Annotated in this window: 10 protein-coding genes; all 10 read left to right on the top strand. The window is 43.9% G+C overall.

Annotation, left to right across the window (positions count from 1 at the left end):
• Complete coding sequence (locus MLD56_RS23325; protein ID WP_029514612.1) at positions 1 to 828, top strand: flagellar hook-basal body protein; 828 nt, start codon at positions 1 to 3, stop codon at positions 826 to 828.
• A 10-nt stretch (positions 829 to 838) separates the two neighbouring features.
• The gene (locus tag MLD56_RS23320) at positions 839 to 1,051 is read left to right on the top strand and encodes a DNA-directed RNA polymerase subunit beta (RefSeq protein ID WP_029514611.1); all 213 of its coding nucleotides are present in this window, start codon (positions 839 to 841) and stop codon (positions 1,049 to 1,051) included.
• A gap of 897 nt (positions 1,052 to 1,948) precedes the next feature.
• Positions 1,949 to 2,395: a 3-hydroxyacyl-ACP dehydratase FabZ gene (fabZ, locus tag MLD56_RS23315; protein ID WP_013312312.1), complete on the top strand. Its 447-nt coding sequence runs from the start codon at positions 1,949 to 1,951 to the stop codon at positions 2,393 to 2,395.
• 98 nt (positions 2,396 to 2,493) lie between these two features.
• Positions 2,494 to 4,212 carry a phospho-sugar mutase gene (locus tag MLD56_RS23310; protein ID WP_029514610.1) on the top strand — a complete coding sequence of 573 codons (1,719 nt, stop codon included), beginning with the start codon at positions 2,494 to 2,496 and terminating at the stop codon, positions 4,210 to 4,212.
• A gap of 259 nt (positions 4,213 to 4,471) precedes the next feature.
• The gene (locus MLD56_RS23305; protein WP_241113435.1) at positions 4,472 to 6,487 is read left to right on the top strand and encodes a DUF5693 family protein; all 2,016 of its coding nucleotides are present in this window, start codon (positions 4,472 to 4,474) and stop codon (positions 6,485 to 6,487) included.
• The gene (gene csaB, locus MLD56_RS23300) at positions 6,463 to 7,599 is read left to right on the top strand and encodes a polysaccharide pyruvyl transferase CsaB (protein ID WP_029514608.1); all 1,137 of its coding nucleotides are present in this window, start codon (positions 6,463 to 6,465) and stop codon (positions 7,597 to 7,599) included. Before MLD56_RS23305 ends, csaB begins: the two co-directional genes overlap by 25 nt.
• Positions 7,600 to 7,607: 8 nt before the next feature.
• Positions 7,608 to 8,369: a WecB/TagA/CpsF family glycosyltransferase gene (locus MLD56_RS23295; protein WP_029514607.1), complete on the top strand. Its 762-nt coding sequence runs from the start codon at positions 7,608 to 7,610 to the stop codon at positions 8,367 to 8,369.
• A 136-nt stretch (positions 8,370 to 8,505) separates the two neighbouring features.
• The gene (locus tag MLD56_RS23290; RefSeq protein WP_029514606.1) at positions 8,506 to 9,636 is read left to right on the top strand and encodes a glycosyltransferase family 4 protein; all 1,131 of its coding nucleotides are present in this window, start codon (positions 8,506 to 8,508) and stop codon (positions 9,634 to 9,636) included.
• 190 nt (positions 9,637 to 9,826) lie between these two features.
• On the top strand, positions 9,827 to 13,846 hold the full coding sequence (locus MLD56_RS23285; protein ID WP_029514605.1) for an S-layer homology domain-containing protein: 4,020 nt from the start codon (positions 9,827 to 9,829) through the stop codon (positions 13,844 to 13,846).
• Positions 13,847 to 14,198: 352 nt separating this feature from the next.
• Positions 14,199 to 17,336, top strand: a complete 3,138-nt coding sequence (locus MLD56_RS23280) for an efflux RND transporter permease subunit (protein WP_029514604.1) — start codon at positions 14,199 to 14,201, stop codon at positions 17,334 to 17,336.
• Position 17,337: the final 1 nt, after the last annotated feature.

The raw sequence follows: 17,337 nt of genomic DNA, 5'->3' as shown, positions 1-17,337 counted from the left end.
ATGAACAACTCCATGATTGGTGCAATGGTATCTATGGCCAGTGTGCAGCAGCGTTTGGATTTAATTGCCGATAATATTGCCAATGTCAATACAGTTGGTTATAAGAGTAAACAGGGTTCCTTTGAAGATGTATTGGCCAATGTGAAACAACAGCCTTCAACGTATCTCCAAAATGGACGGGCCATGCCGCTCGGTTATAATTTGGGCTACGGAGTTAGAACGGCCGCAATCATGAAAAATATGGAGCAAGGTCCGCTCAAGGAGACGGGAATTCCTACTGATCTGGCGATCCAGGGTAATGCCATGTTTGAAGTTCAGGGAAATGGGCAAAAAGCTTGGACCCGTGATGGTAGCTTTCATTTTATTCCTGATCCGAATGATAGTGCGACGATGATGTTGACCACTGCTGAAGGCTACTCCGTGCTGGATAACAATGATGTTCCTGTGACTGCTCCAGCGGGTTCCAAGGTGGCTATTAACTCGGATGGCGAATTGCTGATTCGTGCTAATGGAACTGGGGATCCGACAGTTGGTCAGAGAATCAAGCTAATGGATGTACAGCGTCCAGAAGGACTGGAACAGCGGGATGATAACCTGTTCGTGTTGTTGAATGGTGTAACAGAGGCAAATGTATTCGGAGCTGCAGGTGTGGCAGGTGCTGTTCCAGCGGACGTATCTGTGCGTTCCGGTTATCTCGAGGAATCTAATGTGGATTTAGCGGGCGAAATGACGGATATGATGCAAGTTCAGCGGATGTATCAAATGGCGGCACGGGCATTAACTTCTAGCGATACGATGATGAACATGGCCAACAATCTGAGGGCTTAAGGATTTGGTGATGAAAGAAGAACAATCTGATTCCCGTCCGGTGCCTGTAAAGACGAAGTCCCGCTGGCGTACTGCTCGTTATTTCATAGTTCCGTTGCTGCTCCTGTTATCGCTGTTAGGCGGCTTAATTGCAGGATATGTAATTGTAGGTAAGCAAGGGTTGTCAGGCGTATTCGAGTGGAAAACCTGGCAGCATGTCATTGATCTTATATTTGCGCCTTAGTTTACTTTAAATGAGTGGGGGCGGGAAAAGGTCGCTCCGCGAATGATTTGATCTTACGATCGCTGTTGCAGCGGGATTTTCTTATTTTATAAATTATTCAGATGTAAAAATCCCGTTGCAAAGGCGAACGCTCGCGCTTCTCCAGATTCAAATCCTTCGCTCCGCTGCTACCCGCCATCAGGGCCACTTTTATTAAAATAAACCACCCGCAATTTGTGTGGGGAGTATAGCATAACAAAACCCTGTGCCAGTGGCGCGGGGTTTTGTTATGCTTTTAAGGGAGAGGCCTCCAGCGTAGCACGCATGGATTGTGGTCAATGAAGGCCATCACAGGGGCCTTCGGTTTTCTCTGCCCTTCACGGCAAGTGAGTATTATTGAAGCGAGGCTTTCCTTTTGAGCCAAAAGTAACTCGGCGGAGGGATTTATTTGAATCTGGAGAAGCGATAGCGTTCGCCTTTGCCCCTAAATTTTAACCTTGCAGGTTTTATAAAATGAGAAAATTTAGGGGCAACAGCGATCGGAAGATCAAATAAATCGTGCAGCCCCTCCTCCTTTGCTCAATTGAATCTCCGCTTCACCCCATAAGAGGAGCACTCAATATGGTACTTCTGCGTAATTTTCTTTTTGCATCTGATAACTGTATAATGATGGGGAAGTTTATAACACTGCGGGGTAAAACCAAGCACGGGCAAAAGGGCTTCTTCGCGCCTCAGGTTGCATAACCGGCGGAAAAAGCCCCTTATCTCAACCTCCACTTCTGCAGTAGGTGAAGGATATCTAACATTGTTGCCGCCAAGAGCTGTTTTTATACAGCGTAGGCGGGGTAATATTATGCTTGCAGTAACTCATGATTGATACAGAGTCAGACCTGCAAGCGGGAGGAGTTATTAAGGTAAATGGACAAATTGCAATTGGATGTTAATCAAATTCAGGAGATTATCCCACATCGAGCGCCATTTTTATTGGTGGATCGTATTATTGAGCTGGAGGAAGGGAAAAGAGCAGTAGGTATTAAAAATGTAACGATGAATGAGCCTCATTTCATTGGACATTTTCCGGGGTATCCCGTTATGCCTGGTGTGTTGATTACCGAAGCACTGGCTCAAGTTGGGGCAGTCGCATTACTGCACCTAGAGAGCAATCGTGGCAAAATCGGATTCTTGGCAGGATTGGATGGTTTCCGTTTCCGAGGACAGGTGGTTCCTGGGGATACGTTGACGCTTGAAGTGGAAATCACTCGTTCCAAAGGCGCATTTGGCAAAGGGAAAGCTACGGCTAAAGTAGGCGATACGGTAGTAGCTGAGGGCGAAATTATGTTTGCTTTATCTGACCCTCCCCAATAAATAAAGCTCTTCCGACATAAGCACGAGGTCTGAACCGAGTGCAAGTGTACATAGAAATCCTGTTTTGATAAACCAAAAATGGAGAGGGGAAATTCCGTATGACGCAGTTGAGTAAAAAAGCATTAGAAGGCATTGAGAGCTGGCTGCAAGACCCTTATATTGATGAAGAAACCAAACAGGAGTTGCGCGCATTGGAAGGCAACGAGCAGGAACTGGAGGATCGCTTTTACAAAGAGCTGGAATTTGGCACAGGCGGTCTGCGTGGAGTGATCGGAGCAGGGAGTAACCGGATGAACCGTTACGTCATCGGACGTGCGACTCAAGGGTTGGCTCGCTATATTTTAGAACAGCATGCTGGTAAAGAAGGCAAACCTTCGGTTGTTATTGCACATGATTCGCGTCACTTTTCGCCAGAGTTTGCTCTGGATGCAGCTTTGGTGCTGGCAGGCAATGGTATCGTGGCTAAGTTGTTCCCTTCCTTGCGTCCAACGCCACAGCTTTCGTTTAGTGTACGTCATTTGGGAGCCAGTGGAGGGATCGTTGTAACAGCCAGTCACAATCCTCCTGAGTATAATGGATACAAGGTATACAACGATGAAGGGGGTCAGCTTGTTCCTGATCAGGCTGAACAGGTAATTAGTTATATCCGTGAGGTTCCTTCTTTTGCTGACATTCGCAGTCTGACACGTGAGGAAGCAGAGGCACAGGGATTGTTGGTTTGGCTTGGAGAAGAGGAAGATGAAGCGTTTGTAGATACGGTAGCCAGTGTGAGTGTGAACCGTGAGCTGATTGCAGCCGGACCAGGCAAAAACTTCAAAGTTGTGTTTACGCCTCTCCATGGCACTGGAAATGTACCGGTTCGTCGTGTACTGGAGAAAATCGGCTTTGAACAGGTGCATATTGTACCTGAGCAAGAGCTGCCAGATGCTGAATTTTCGACTGTTAAGTCGCCAAACCCGGAAGAACGCGATGCGTTTAAACTGGCAATTGCGCTAGGTGAGAAAATTGGTGCAGATCTGTTGATCGGAACAGACCCTGATGCTGACCGTATGGGTGCAGTTGTGAAAAACCGTGATGGCGAATATGTAGTATTGTCCGGTAATCAGTCTGGTGCGATCATGGTTTACTACTTATTGAATCAGCTGAAAGAAACAGGCAAGCTTCCGAATAATGGGGCTGTTATCAAAACCATCGTAACCAGCGAAATGGGTGCAGTTATTGCCGAACATTTTGGAGCAACCGTGTTTAACACGCTAACTGGCTTCAAGTATATTGGCGAGAAAATGAACCAGTTTGACCAAACTGGCGAGTACACCTACTTGTTTGGCTATGAAGAGAGCTATGGTTATTTGGCAGGGAATTACGCTCGCGATAAGGATGCTGTCTTGGCGGCTATGCTGATCGCTGAAGCTGCTGCTTATTACAGCACACAAGGTAAGACGCTCTATGATGTTTTACAAGAGCTGTACGAGCAGTTTGGCTACTTCCTTGAGAAGCTGGAGTCTCGTACTCTTAAGGGTAAGGATGGAGTAGCACAGATTCAGGGCAAAATGACCGATTGGCGTAGCAACGCGCCTCAAGAGATTGCAGGCGTGAAGGTAGATAAGGTACTGGACTACTCACAAGGTCTGGACGGTCTTCCACAGGAAAATGTACTCAAATTCTTACTGGAGGACGGTTCGTGGTTTTGCCTGCGCCCTTCGGGAACAGAGCCGAAAATCAAAGTATACTTTGCGGTACGCGGTTCCTCGCTGTCAGACGCGGAGCAAAGAATCAGCCACCTGGTCGATGCTGTTATGGCTCGCGTAGACGCTTGAGAAAAATCCCTTTATAATAGAATAGGTTAAGGTAATTGGATAAGATATAGTAATCGGTGACCTCTCACGGCAAAGGGCAGTACGCCGTGGAGGTCATTTCTGTATTGCAGAATAACCTGGAAGAGGCTTTGGGAAAATAGGCTTATTCCGGCAACGGAGGATTTTGCAAAATTCAATGAGTGACCTACCAAAAGGTTGAGTACGACAAGGTGGGCAGCATTGAATTTTGCAAAATCCCGAATATTAAGGAGGTTCTTTGGTGTATCAGAAATGGCAATATTGGAATACGGCTTCTCGAAAATGGTTATGGATTTTGGTGGCTGTCGGCTTGCTGGCTTCCATTCCAGTCATCGCCGATCGTGTGAAGACAGAATCCTCGAGTAAAAAAGTAGAGATTGTATTCGATTATCGGGATTTGACGGAGGCAGCCTCGTATCAGGCTCATCCGCAGGACTATCTGAATGAGCAGCTTGACCGCTTACAGCAAGCGGGTGTGAACAGCATGGCGATGTATGAAAGTACGTTGGATGATTTCCGTAAAGCGGGCCGTGTCGTAACCTATACGACTCAGAACATTGCCGATATGGAAAAACGGCTTTCACCTGCAAATGAGAATTTTACGTATATTGTTTTTGCTGACAAAGAAAATGCGGAGGCATTAAAGCCGTTAATTTTACGTACGTTTACAAGCCTGGACATAAATGTAAAACCTTGGACTTATCAGGGACAGGAAGGGTTAGTTGTGGAAACATCTCCAGAGGATGCGTACCTCAAGCCCATGCAGCCTGACCCGATTGCGATGAAGCAGCTTCGGAGCAAAGGATTTTTTATTGTTCCACGGATGAGCGACAGTCTTCCTTACAACCAGGAGTTGACAGAAGAGATGCTTGCTTCCTTTCAGCAGAATGGTGTAAAACGCATTTTGTTTGAAGGTGATTCAGTCAAAGGCTTCACCGATAACGAGAAAGAGCATAGCTTAGCGGCATTTGCTAAATTGCTGAACAAATACGATATTGGCCTAGCTGCTATCGAAAACTTAAAAAAACCGCAAGCAGGCTTCAATAAGCTCGCTTACGATATCCACTATAACGTTGTGCGTTTATACTCATTGAGCGATAAAGATGCAACGCTGGATGTGGAAACGTTGGCCGATCGTTTTGCTCTGGCTACCAAGGATCGTAATATTCGCATGTTGTATCTGAATACCGCGCCTAGCCGTAGTATTGCTGAAGCCAAGGTGAAGGATTCGGTAGATAACCTGATCCACAGCTTGGACAAGCCGGGTAACGCTGTACAACGGATGGAGAAAAAGGGGTTTGAACTCGGACAGGCTGAACCATTCCAAGTAGTCGATTCGTCCATTCAGCGCTATCTGAAAATGATTGTCGTACTAGGTGCACTGGCATTCTTCTCCATTATGGTGTCCTATTTCGTCCCGGCATTGACTTTGCTGGCATTTGCACTCGGTTTGGTAGGTTCAGCAGGACTTTATGTTTTGAACTCCAGCTTGATGGAGCAAGGTCTAGCCCTACTCGCGGCGATTAGCGGACCAACGGTTGCAATGATCATTGCTGTGCACACGATTAGAATTAAACGTGAACAGGGGTCTGAACTTTCTGCAGGTCAGCGTTTGATTCAAACGCTTATACTGTACGTACGGACAGCGATTTTGTCGCTGGCTGCAGTACCATTTGTTATTGCTCTGTTGAATAGTATTGCTTACAGCCTTGTGCTGAACCAATTCAGAGGTGTAAGCTTGCTTCACATTCTGCCGATCTTCTTGGCAGCGATATATATTTTCTTTTATCGTGGCGTTTCTATACGAGAGGAAATTTCCAAGCTGCTACGTACGCCGATTACTGTATTGTGGGTGATCGCACTGGCTGTTATCGCAGCCGCAGGTTATTACTATTTGACTCGTACTGGAAATGCGGGCACAGTGTCGAATACGGAGCTGGCATTCCGGAACTTCCTTGAAAATGCGTTTGGTGTACGTCCACGCAATAAGGAATTTTTGATGGCTCACCCACTGTTTATTGCAGGAGCGTTCTTGAGTTTGAAATATCGCAAAGCAATCTATTTGCTGATTATAGCTGCTATTGGTCAAGCCTCTATGGTGGATACCTTTGCTCACATTCACTCTCCAGCGGCACTGTCGCTTAGTCGCGGGCTGTTAGGATTGGGCTTCGGTCTGGTGCTGGGAATCATCGCAATTGTCGTGTGGCAAGTGCTGGAAGGGTGTTGGAAGAAATGGTCACCACAGCTCAAACGATAATCATCTCGGGTTATTACGGCTTTCACAATAGTGGGGATGAGGCGGTGCTCAAGTCGATTTTGACAGCTTTAGAGGAGGAGAGCCGTCAGGCGGGTATCACGGTCAAGCCTGTTGTTCTATCTTCTGACCCTGCTTGGACACAGAAAATGTACGGAGTAGAAGCTGTACCGCGGATGAGTTTGGGGGAAGTTCGTAGAGCGATTAAAAACAGCGATGGGCTAATAAGTGGCGGCGGGAGTCTGCTCCAGGATGCAACAAGCCCTAAAAGTATTCCGTATTATCTGGCGATTCTGAAACTGGCCCAATGGGCTGGAAAGCCGACGTTTGTATATGCTCAGGGCATTGGTCCAGTACAACGGAAGATATTTTATCCTATGATCCGTTCTGTGTTTCAGCGCTGTGAATATGTTTCTGTAAGAGATGAGCAGTCTGCCGCACTACTGGATACTATGAAACTAAAGAACCCGGTTGTCGAAGTTGTTCCTGATCCGGTAATGGGGCTTCCATTACCCCGAGGTTCCGAGCTGCATAAAGCAGCAACTGAGACTGATCAGGATCAACCCCCGATCGTTGGCGTATCTGTACGTTACTGGGATAAGGAACGCCGCGATTTGAAGGCTATCGCGGAGGGCTTAAAAAAATTAGCTGCTGAGCGCCGTGTACACTTACGTTTTTTACCTTTTCATCTGCCTGATGACGAGCAGGCTTCAAGGATGGTAATGGATTTGTTGGGGGATATTAGGGGGACGGGAAGCCTTGTAAGCATGTGTGATCAAGTCACCGATCCTCAACAGATGCTTTTGGAAGTGAGTCGTTGCAGTTTGATGATCGGGATGCGATTACACAGCTTGATCTATGCAGCATCCCATCAGGTGCCTCCGTTGGGGATATCCTATGATCCTAAAATTGATCATTTCCTCAGCCGTGTCGGTAGCCAGCCTGTAGGCACTACAGAGGCAATGGATGGACAAAAACTGGCTAATGAGTCTATGCGGTTGCTGGATCAGCGAAGTCAATGGATCGAGAGCCAGGGAGCGGCCATTGCTTTGTTAAAAAGTGAGGCTCGCTTACCGGCGCAGCATATCGTTAATTACTTGTGTCGCAAAGGATGATGGATACAGTGACAGTTGATAAGGTTACGAATGTGCCTACCGTCCCGATTTTCGGTGTTCCGGTATCAAGGCTTAATATGAAAGATACATTAAATGTATTAATTCAAGCAGTGGAGTCTCGCCGGCCCCATCAAGTGATCACTGCCAATCCGATAATGGTAATGGCAGCATTGGAAGATCCAGTGTACATGAACGTTATGAAACAGGCGGAGCTGATTGTCCCGGATGGGACCGGCGTAGTGTGGGCTGCAAACTATGTAGGACATCCTGTACCTGAGCGTGTAGCGGGCTTTGACTTGTTACATGAATTACTTGCAGCTGGCGAAAACTATCATTGGAAGGTTTATTTACTGGGATCAACATCTGAGGTGATTCAAGCCACCGCAAAGCGGGTACATGAGCTTTATCCCGCAATTACGGTTTGTGGCAAGCGTGATGGTTTTTTTGGACCAAAAGAGGATGAAGCCGTAATTGCAGCTATTCGTGAAGCAAATCCTGATTTATTGTTTGTAGCACGTGGAGCGGACACACAGGAACCCTGGATTGGTAAATATAAGGAAAAGTTGGGTGTACCGGTGATGATGGGGGTTGGCGGCAGCTTCGATGTTATATCAGGCAGAACCAAACGCGCACCTAAATTGTTTCAAAAGCTACGGGCTGAATGGTTATATAGACTCCTCAAAGAGCCAAGCCGTTACAAAAGAATGCTTGCGCTGCCGAAATTCGCCGCGAAAGTGATGCGCGAAAAAGAAAACGTCACAAAAGTGTGATAAATAGCTTGAACTGCCTCCAAAACCCGCTAATTTGCCAGAATATGAAGCTTGGTATTTATTTTTGATCAGAGTATAATTCAATGCGGTTACATCTGAAAAGGGATTGCTTTAAAATTGGGGGTCGAATGATCAAATGTTATTGATCTATATTATTGGGTTCATCATGGCACTGGGACTTGCGCTGTTACTGACACCGCTCGTCAAGAAATTCGCTGTGAAGGTTGGAGCCGTCGATGTACCGAATGCCCGAAAAGTACATACCCGAATTATGCCGCGTCTTGGCGGACTGGGGATTTTCTTGGCATTTCTGTTGTCCTTATTGGCGGTGTTACCTTTTGTGCCTGACGGAATGCTGTCCTCTCGGGATATTAACTTTATCGCAGCCTTTCTGATTGGCGGTACGCTGATTACACTGATTGGTGCTCTCGATGATCGTTTCGATCTCAATGCAAAATTGAAATTTTTGGCTCAAATTGCCGTTGCGTGTATGGTCGTGTTTGCTTTTGATATTCGTGTAGATTTTGTAAATGTACCTTTTCAGGATGCATACTCATCTTTGGAAAGCTGGATTTCCATTCCACTTACGATTTTTTGGATCGTAGGTGTAACGAATGCCATCAATTTGATTGACGGTCTGGATGGACTGGCTGCAGGTGTCTCAGGCATTGCGATTGGAACTATTTTTGTGATGTCGATATTGATGGGTAATTACATGGTAGCTATGCTTTGTCTTGTGCTGCTGGGCAGTATTATCGGATTCCTATTTTTTAACTTTCATCCTGCAAAAATATTTATGGGTGATACAGGGTCATTATTTTTAGGTTTCTGTCTGGCCATGCTATCCATGCTTGGTTTCAAGCAAATTGCTATCGTATCTTTTATTACGCCATTGATTATTATCGGTGTACCATTGTCAGATACATTCTTTGCTATCATTCGTCGCAAGTTGCAGAAAAAACCGATTTTCTCTCCGGATAAAGGTCATTTGCATCACTGCCTACGCGAACTAGGTTTCAGTCACAGACAGACGGTGTTGATTATCTACGGTATTGCTGCATTTTTCGGTGTATTGGCCGTGATTCAATCGTCTGCTGCGCTTAATGAAGCGAACTGGGTTACCTTTGTCGTGATTTGTATTATGATGTTCTTCCTACAGATCGGTGCAGAGGTTATTGGTCTTGTTGGCAAAACCAAACGCCCAGTTATTAACACACTGATTCGGTTGTTGGCTAAGCCAGATTCCCAGACGCGTTCGAAATTATAATTTTAATTTAAAAGTAAGCCTTCAAGCTTGGCGGTATACCGCGGGTTTGAAGGCTTTTTTGATGTTTGCTGTAAAAAAACTCCCTCCTTTTTTGAGAATTTACTAATTTTTTGTATGTTTACTACCGATAAAAAAAGTATTGAATGATTACGTACCCCAAGGTGCGACAGAATCAAAGGAGGACAATGATTTGAAACGATTGCTATCCATGTTGCTGACGGTTGGTCTCATCATTGGCTTGGTGCCGGCGGCCCTGGTAGGTACGGCTCATGCTGCGACAGGAACTTATTTCATTTTTCCAAATGAGAAGTATGATGCGGATTCGGCCAGATCGGTGAACACCGACCGTATTACAGTTAACGGTACGATTAACGGAGTGAACGGAAGCACGATATCATATAGTGTATTCCAGCTCTCTAAAAATGGAACGACCCTTAATGTGGTGAATAAAAATGAGAGTCAAAAAGGCGGAATTACGGTCAGTGGCTCTACACTTCAAATTACAGACATCAAACTGTTTCCTGGTTTGAACCGAATTACATTCCAAAGTAGCCAAAACTCGGCTGAGATGAAGGATTCTATTTACGTAGAGTACCAGGATGGACCCAAGGTTTATGATCTGTCTGCTACGCTGAATGGTGAAACAGAACAATTAGTAGAGAACCAGACAGCTGTGTTAACAGACGCTCGCAATAGCGGTACGGATGATGTTAAAGTAGTCATTCAAGGTACGGCGCCTAATGCCGACAGTGTAACGCTTACGTCTGCAAAAAGCAGTAATACGTATAATGTATCCTCTTACACTGGCTATAAACTAACAGGTAGTGTTGTACTCAGTCCAGGTAAAAATATAGTGAATATTAAAGTGAATAACGGAACTCAGGCTCTTACAGTTACACGTGAAATTACGATTTATACGGGAAAACCGGAATTCTCTGATTTGACCTTGAACAAGGATGGGAATGTTTCTGCCGATCTGACCACTTCGCCTGACTTTACCGTATCGTCTACAAGTGGTGTGGTTTTAAAAGGTAATGTTTTGGTGCCAGGCGGTCCAACCGATCCAGGAGTTGCCACAATCAATGCGCGTTTTACCGATGTGAGTAACAATGGTAGCGCTGTGGGTAGTGCGACTGGAGTTGATGCCACAATTGATACTGCAAATGTGGTTACATCAAATGGTTATAAAGTATATCCATTTCAGGTGACTGTACCTTCAGAAGCTGTTATTGATCATTTGACCAGGGCATCTCTGGGCATAACCTATACGGATAGCAGTACACCTCCAGCTCCATCGGCTGTCCAATTTACATTGCGCAGCAGCACTCAGCCGTATATTGATGATATTAACTATCTTCCTGACTTTAATAATCAATTGTTGAGCAGAATTAAGGGAAGCGGGTCTGATCAAGCAGCTGCTATAGATGAAGCTCTGAAATTAACTGGAAGCTCTATGAAGAACAAGACTACAGATGCTCCATCTGTTCCTGTTGGTATGGAGTTCATCGTTGTTAACGGTGCACCTTCTTCAATTAGTGAACTTTCTGGTGTGTCAGTTCATACTGTAGGATCACCTCAAGATGTGATTCGGACAATCAATGGTAAGTCAACACAAGTGAAGAAAATCGTTGCTTATGTAGACACTGTGCCTAAAGAAGGACAAAACGTACTGAATTTTTACCTGAATGGCGACTCGACCAAATTAATTAAAGCAACGGTGAATCTGTTGCAGGGTCCGTTCATGAAATACGATACGATTTATGATGGGCAACAAATTCCGTTAAATACATCCAGCTCAAACTTGAATACCTATAAATTGACTCAACTGGGCTACTTTAAAGGTAAATTGCTTGATGTGAGCAACGCAGCGGATATTCATTACACTGGAAGTAACCGAAATGTATTCCTGTATGTTAATAATGTATTGGTTGATTTGGATGGTTCAGGAGCGGACTTCAAGCTTGCTGCTTCCTCTGAGACAGCCGCAGCCAATGCCTTGGCGAACGGGAATAATGAAATCAAGTTTGTATACAAGCCAGGTATTGAGTATAGCAATACGGTAAAAGTAAACTTTACACAGACGAATATTCCAGTAATTCCTGTTCCCAACACACAAGGAATCATCCCTTTTACACCAGTTAGCGGCTTGAGCAATACGCCGAAATATAGCGAAATTGCTCCGAAATCAAAAGATGCTAATTTCACCAAAGTGGATGATACTAACTACAATACATCTCTGAAAAATATCAATGTATTTGGTACTTTCAGTATTGCTGATTTGGGTAAAGCAGATCAGGTAAATGGTTCGTTAAGTGATATTGCTAATAAAGATCAATATATTTTGGAGATTAAGGGATCGGATGACAGTGAAGTCAACTGGACGTTGAGTAACGAGTTTTTCTCAGCAGAAGATGCTAAGACAACATACAATTCCGGTTCTACTACAGATAAATTTACAAATAAAGATTTAAAAGACCTGCTTGTGTACTACCATCCGGACAAAAAGTATTTCAGCTTTGTGTTGAAAAACCAAACTATTTCGCAAGATGGAACACCAGTAGCTTATAACATTACCTTGTACAATAGCGGCAAGAGCGGACCATTTGCTACTTTCCGACTGCAAGTATCAGGTCAATCTACATCTTTTGATATTTTGCGTCCGCTCCCTGAAAAGAGAATCGTGAATCAAAACTTTGTGCAAGTTGTTGTGAACGCAGGTAACGCAGATAGTGTTATGGTAGGTAAGGAAAAAGCGGTTCAAGAAGGATTTGATTCTGACTATGATGGTACCGTTGATTACCCATCAACTTACAAAGCCATCGTAACAGGTCTAAAAGCCAACAAAGATAATAAAATTGACGTAGTGGTTACAGTAGGCAAAGAAAAACTGAAACAGACCATTACTGTTAAATATGTGCCTACAAATATTCCTGGCGAGCAGTACATGGAAGCGATGAAAACATCGCACAAAGTGTTCGATGGTAATCTTACACTTGCTTTTGCGAAGGGAACGAGTCTAATTCGCCGGGATTACGATCAACCACAGCAATTCAAAAACCAGGTTTTCTCTGGGCATACTTTGTACTTTGCGATAGCAAATAGCGAAGATGGTGTGGTAGACCGTCATGAATTTGAAACTGAAAAAGCATTGTCCGATATGCGGAGCTTGATTGCAGACGGAAGTAGATACTTCAACCGGGATTTCCCAAGTCGTTTTACCAAGTCCAGTCCAGTATTCTGGATTGACCCAGGTACCGCAGATGATATCAAAACGGATGCTTACGATCCAGTGACATATGGTGCTGATCCTTATCAATTGGCTAACAAGTCGCAAAATGACAGCAGCAAGATCAAAAACTTCTACTGGCGTGACCCATCTAACGAGTTAGTACCTTCCAAGCGTGCTACATTGACGCTGACGTATGATAGTAGTATTGCTCAAGATGCAGGGAAACAAATGTCGGTGTTCTATTTTGATTCTGATCTTAAAGACTGGCAGAACATTGGTGGTGTGGTGGATCCGAAAAAACACACCATTAAAGTACCGTTTGATCGTTTCGGTTACTATGTAGTTGCTAAAGTTGGAGAAACGTATAGTGATGTCATTAAGCACAAATACGCCAGAGATTACATCGAAGCCATTTTGGCTAAAGGTGTCATGAACCCAATGGATCCAATTAATAGCTTTGGACCCGACAGCTACATTAAAAGAGGCGAATTTACGTCTATGATCGTCAAAGGTCTGCAAATTCCGCTTAATTTCAGCGGAGCGAAGCATTTTGACGACGTGTCTATTCCAAATACGATATCAGCAGATGCGCTCTATGATTATCGTTATATTGAAACAGCTGCACGCGCTGGTATTGTCAAAGGTTCGCAACCAAGAATCTTTATGCCGGAAGATGTAATCACACGCCAAGATGCAGCAGTCATTATCGCTAAGGCATTGAATTTGAAGCTTGAAACAGATCATGACAAGATCATGAAGAATCTGTCTAAGACCTTTAAAGATGCGGACAAAATTGATTACTATGCACAGGCATCTGTGTTGGCTATTGCCAAGAAAGGCTTTATTACGGGTTCACCTGTTGATGCAAGCGATCTGAAAAAAGGATATATGTTTAATCCTACTTCCCTGACCTTGCGTGGAGATGCAGCCATTATTGTAGCTAAAGTTATGGCTGATAAAAAGCTGCTTCCTAAAATCTAATTAACAAAACACCTGAAATTATTAAACATCCCTCCATGCGAAATGGAAATTCCCTTTCATATACATGAGAGGGATGTTTTTTATAAATCAGCTATTTGACTGGAATTAAGGGCCTATGCCATAATATCAATGAGGTAAGAACTTTGGATTAGCCTTACAACGTTTTTTATTTTGGATTTAGCTTAAACGTCTGTAATTAATTTCTTTTTTTTAAGCTTTTATCTCAAAATGTGTTTATTATTTTTTTATATGTTTTTTTTGCGCATTTATCTGAAACTTTACGCTTATTTCATCGTAGTAGTGGATGTGTGTGCTTAAATATTACATAGAGAAGTGAGTGGGGAGTGATGAGATGTCTCAGTTTTCAATACGCCGTCCTGTAACAGTATTTATGTTAATTATTGCTTTGCTAATCGGGGGCGGTATTTTTTCGTTAAGGCTTCCTGTCGAGCAGATGCCGGATATGAAGTTGCCTATCGCTGTGGTAGCGACCAGTATTCCGAACTCGACACCAACGGAAGTTGAGGAATTGGTGACCAAACCTATTGAAAAGAGTCTGGCTTCTATTGAGAATGTAGATACGATCCAGTCCGAATCTTCAGAAGGATCATCTATGGTCATCATTCAATTTAATTGGGGAGTAGATATCAATCAAGCAACCCTCGACATGCGAGATAAAATTGATGGAGTTCGAGGATCTCTTCCAAAGGCGGCAAATTCGCCGCGCGTACTTAAATTGGATCTTAATGCAACGCCGGTTATTACACTCTCCTTTACAGGGGACCAGGATGTTAACAAGCTGAAGCCTATTGCTAAGGATATTATTCAGCCGCGACTTGAAAGAATTGCGGGAGTAGCTTCAGTCAGCATGTCAGGCGGGCAAGAACGGCTTGTGAAGATTACTGTAGATCAAGCCAAGCTTCAAAGCTATGGTATTACGCTGGATCAAATCAGCCAAGCGCTATCGTCTAATAACGTAGCGGGTTCTGCTGGTTCAGTATACCGAGGCAATACAGAAATCCAACTTCGGGTTCAGGGTGAATATAAAGCTGTTTCAGAAATGGGTGAAACGCCAATTCCAGTAGGGAAGGGGAGCGTTAAGCTAAAGGACATTGCGACAGTTGAAGATTCCTTGGATGATGTTACAACCATTTCTACTTTTAATGGAAAGCCAAGTGTCAATATTTCTGTTACTAAAGCCACAGGGGGGAATACCCTCTCAATCGCCAATTCTGTAAAGGATAGTTTAGATTCGATACGGAAGGAATTGCCTCAGGGAACTCAATTAGAGATGGTAACAGATGCTTCGAAACCGATTAGCGACTCCGTACACTCACTAGTAGAGCATGCTATATTGGGGCTTATTATCGCAGCCATTGTATTACTTTTATTTTTGAACAGTATACGTTCTACCATTATTGCTGCTATCGTTATTCCAATTTCCTTCGTAGCTACGTTTATGATGATGTATTTCACCGGACAAACCATTAATGTTATTTCATTGAGCGGTTTGCTTCTGGGGTTAGGATCGTTTGTCGACTTTGCTGTTGTTATTATTGAGAATATTTTTAGACAACGACATGAAGGGAAAAGCATGCTACAAGGGGCTATTGATGGCTCCAAGCAGGTGGGTAATGCCGTTATGGCATCTGCACTTGCGCAGATCGTAGTATTTTTACCAGTTGTTTTTGTTGATGGAATAGCGGGAGTTCTATTTAAACCGTTGGCGTTAACAGTTATTTTCTCTCACATTGCAGCCTTGGTCGTATCCCTTCTGATTGTGCCGATGCTCGGTTCACGTTGGCTACCTACCATACCAGATGAATCCATATACTCTTCAGGTACTTATAAGGGTGTTAACCCTATTGTGTGGTTTAATATTGGCTTCGAGAAATTTAAGGGTGGGTATCGCCGTATACTGAAGTGGGGAATCAACCATAGAAAATCTGTGTTAATCATTACTTTATTAATGTTCGTGGCAGCTGGGGCTCTAGTTCCTTTCGTTAAGGCTGAATTTATCCCAGCATCCGATACTGGGGAATTCACAGTTAATGTGAAACTTCCTAATGGAACGGTCTTGGAAGAAACGGAAAAGGTTGTTCAAGATATAGAAAAAGAAATATTGAAAGTTCCTGATTTGGATAAAATGACAGTGACAGTTGGGTCTGGTGGCAATTCGGCCTTTTCAGGTGCAACTCCAACCAACTCGGCAGATTTAAGTGTTACGCTCAAGGATGGGCATCAGCCAACAGATGTTGTAGTTGAGGGCCTTCGTAAGAAATTTGATAGTATTCCGGATGCAGAGATTACACTGACGTCCACAACAGGCCTTTCAAGCGGTGCGGCTGTTAACATTAATCTAAAAGGTGACGATATTGACGTCCTGAGAGAACTCTCGGACAATCTCGTTGCGGACGTGAAAAAAATACCGGGTACGGTCAATGTGAAAAGTAGCTTGAGTGCCGTTCGCGAAGAATATGAGATTACCGTTAATCGGGAGCTTGCGAGTCGATATGGCTTATCAGCAACTCAAATCTTATCTGCAGTGAATACTTCTTTTAATGGATCAGTCGCCACAAGCTATCGTACAGGTGAAGATCAGATTGATGTGAAGATATCATTGCCAGAGCAAAATCGCCACGATTTGTCAAATCTACAAGCCTTGCGGATTACCACTCCACAAGGTATTGATGTACCTTTGTCTTCCGTAGTAAGTATTGATAAACGGACTGTACCCGATACTGTTACTCGTGAAGACCAGACACGTCAAGTACAGATTTCTGCTGATATTGATGGATCAGGGGACATTCTAACCGTCAAACAGAAAATAGATGCTCTTTTGAAGAGTACTCACTTCCCAGAAGGCTACAGTGCAGATACGGGTGGTGGGCAAACTGAACAAATGATGGAGTCTTTTATAAACTTAGGGATAGCTATTCTGCTATCTGTAGTTCTGATTTATATGGTTATGGCAGGACAGTTTGAATCTCTGCTCACACCGTTTGTTATTATGTTTTCCGTTCCACCTACGGTAATTGGTGTGCTTATCGGTTTAGCTGTAACCGGGGCGAGTCTTAGCGTTTCAGCTTTGACGGGTTACATCATGCTCGTCGGTTTGGTCGTCAACAATGCCATAGTTATGATTGACTTTATAATTCAGCTCCGAAAAGACGGCCAAGATCGGGATGAAGCTATTATTCATGGAGCGTCTGAGCGGTTGCGTCCGATTTTGATGACCACGCTGGCTACTGTACTAGCTTTGATCCCAATGGCATTCGCTACAGGAGAGGGTAACGAAACACAAGCACCGATGGCAGTTGTTGTTGTATTCGGGTTATCCTTCGCAGCTGTTATTACATTGATTCTTATTCCGGTAGTCTACGTCATCATGGATAATATGATACAAAAACGTAAGAATCGGAAATTAAAAAGACAAGCGAAGAGAGAATTAAAAAAAGAAGCGAAACTACAAAAAAGTGTTCATATATAAG

It is taken from the genome of Paenibacillus peoriae, assembly GCF_022531965.1.
Classification (GTDB): Bacteria; Bacillota; Bacilli; order Paenibacillales; family Paenibacillaceae; genus Paenibacillus; species Paenibacillus polymyxa_D.
The sequence above is the reverse complement of the archived record's forward strand: the minus strand, read 5'-3'. Positions and strand labels throughout refer to the sequence as shown.

Excerpts from the sequence above, each read along its gene's own strand:
- MLD56_RS23290 (WP_029514606.1), top strand. The coding sequence starts at position 8,506 with ATGTTATTGATCTATATTATTGGGTTCATCATGGCACTGGGACTTGCG.
- fabZ (WP_013312312.1), top strand. The coding sequence starts at position 1,949 with ATGGACAAATTGCAATTGGATGTTAATCAAATTCAGGAGATTATCCCA.
- csaB (WP_029514608.1), top strand. The coding sequence starts at position 6,463 with ATGGTCACCACAGCTCAAACGATAATCATCTCGGGTTATTACGGCTTT.
- MLD56_RS23310 (WP_029514610.1), top strand. The coding sequence starts at position 2,494 with ATGACGCAGTTGAGTAAAAAAGCATTAGAAGGCATTGAGAGCTGGCTG.
- MLD56_RS23325 (WP_029514612.1), top strand. The coding sequence starts at position 1 with ATGAACAACTCCATGATTGGTGCAATGGTATCTATGGCCAGTGTGCAG.
- MLD56_RS23320 (WP_029514611.1), top strand. The coding sequence starts at position 839 with ATGAAAGAAGAACAATCTGATTCCCGTCCGGTGCCTGTAAAGACGAAG.
- MLD56_RS23280 (WP_029514604.1), top strand. The coding sequence starts at position 14,199 with ATGTCTCAGTTTTCAATACGCCGTCCTGTAACAGTATTTATGTTAATT.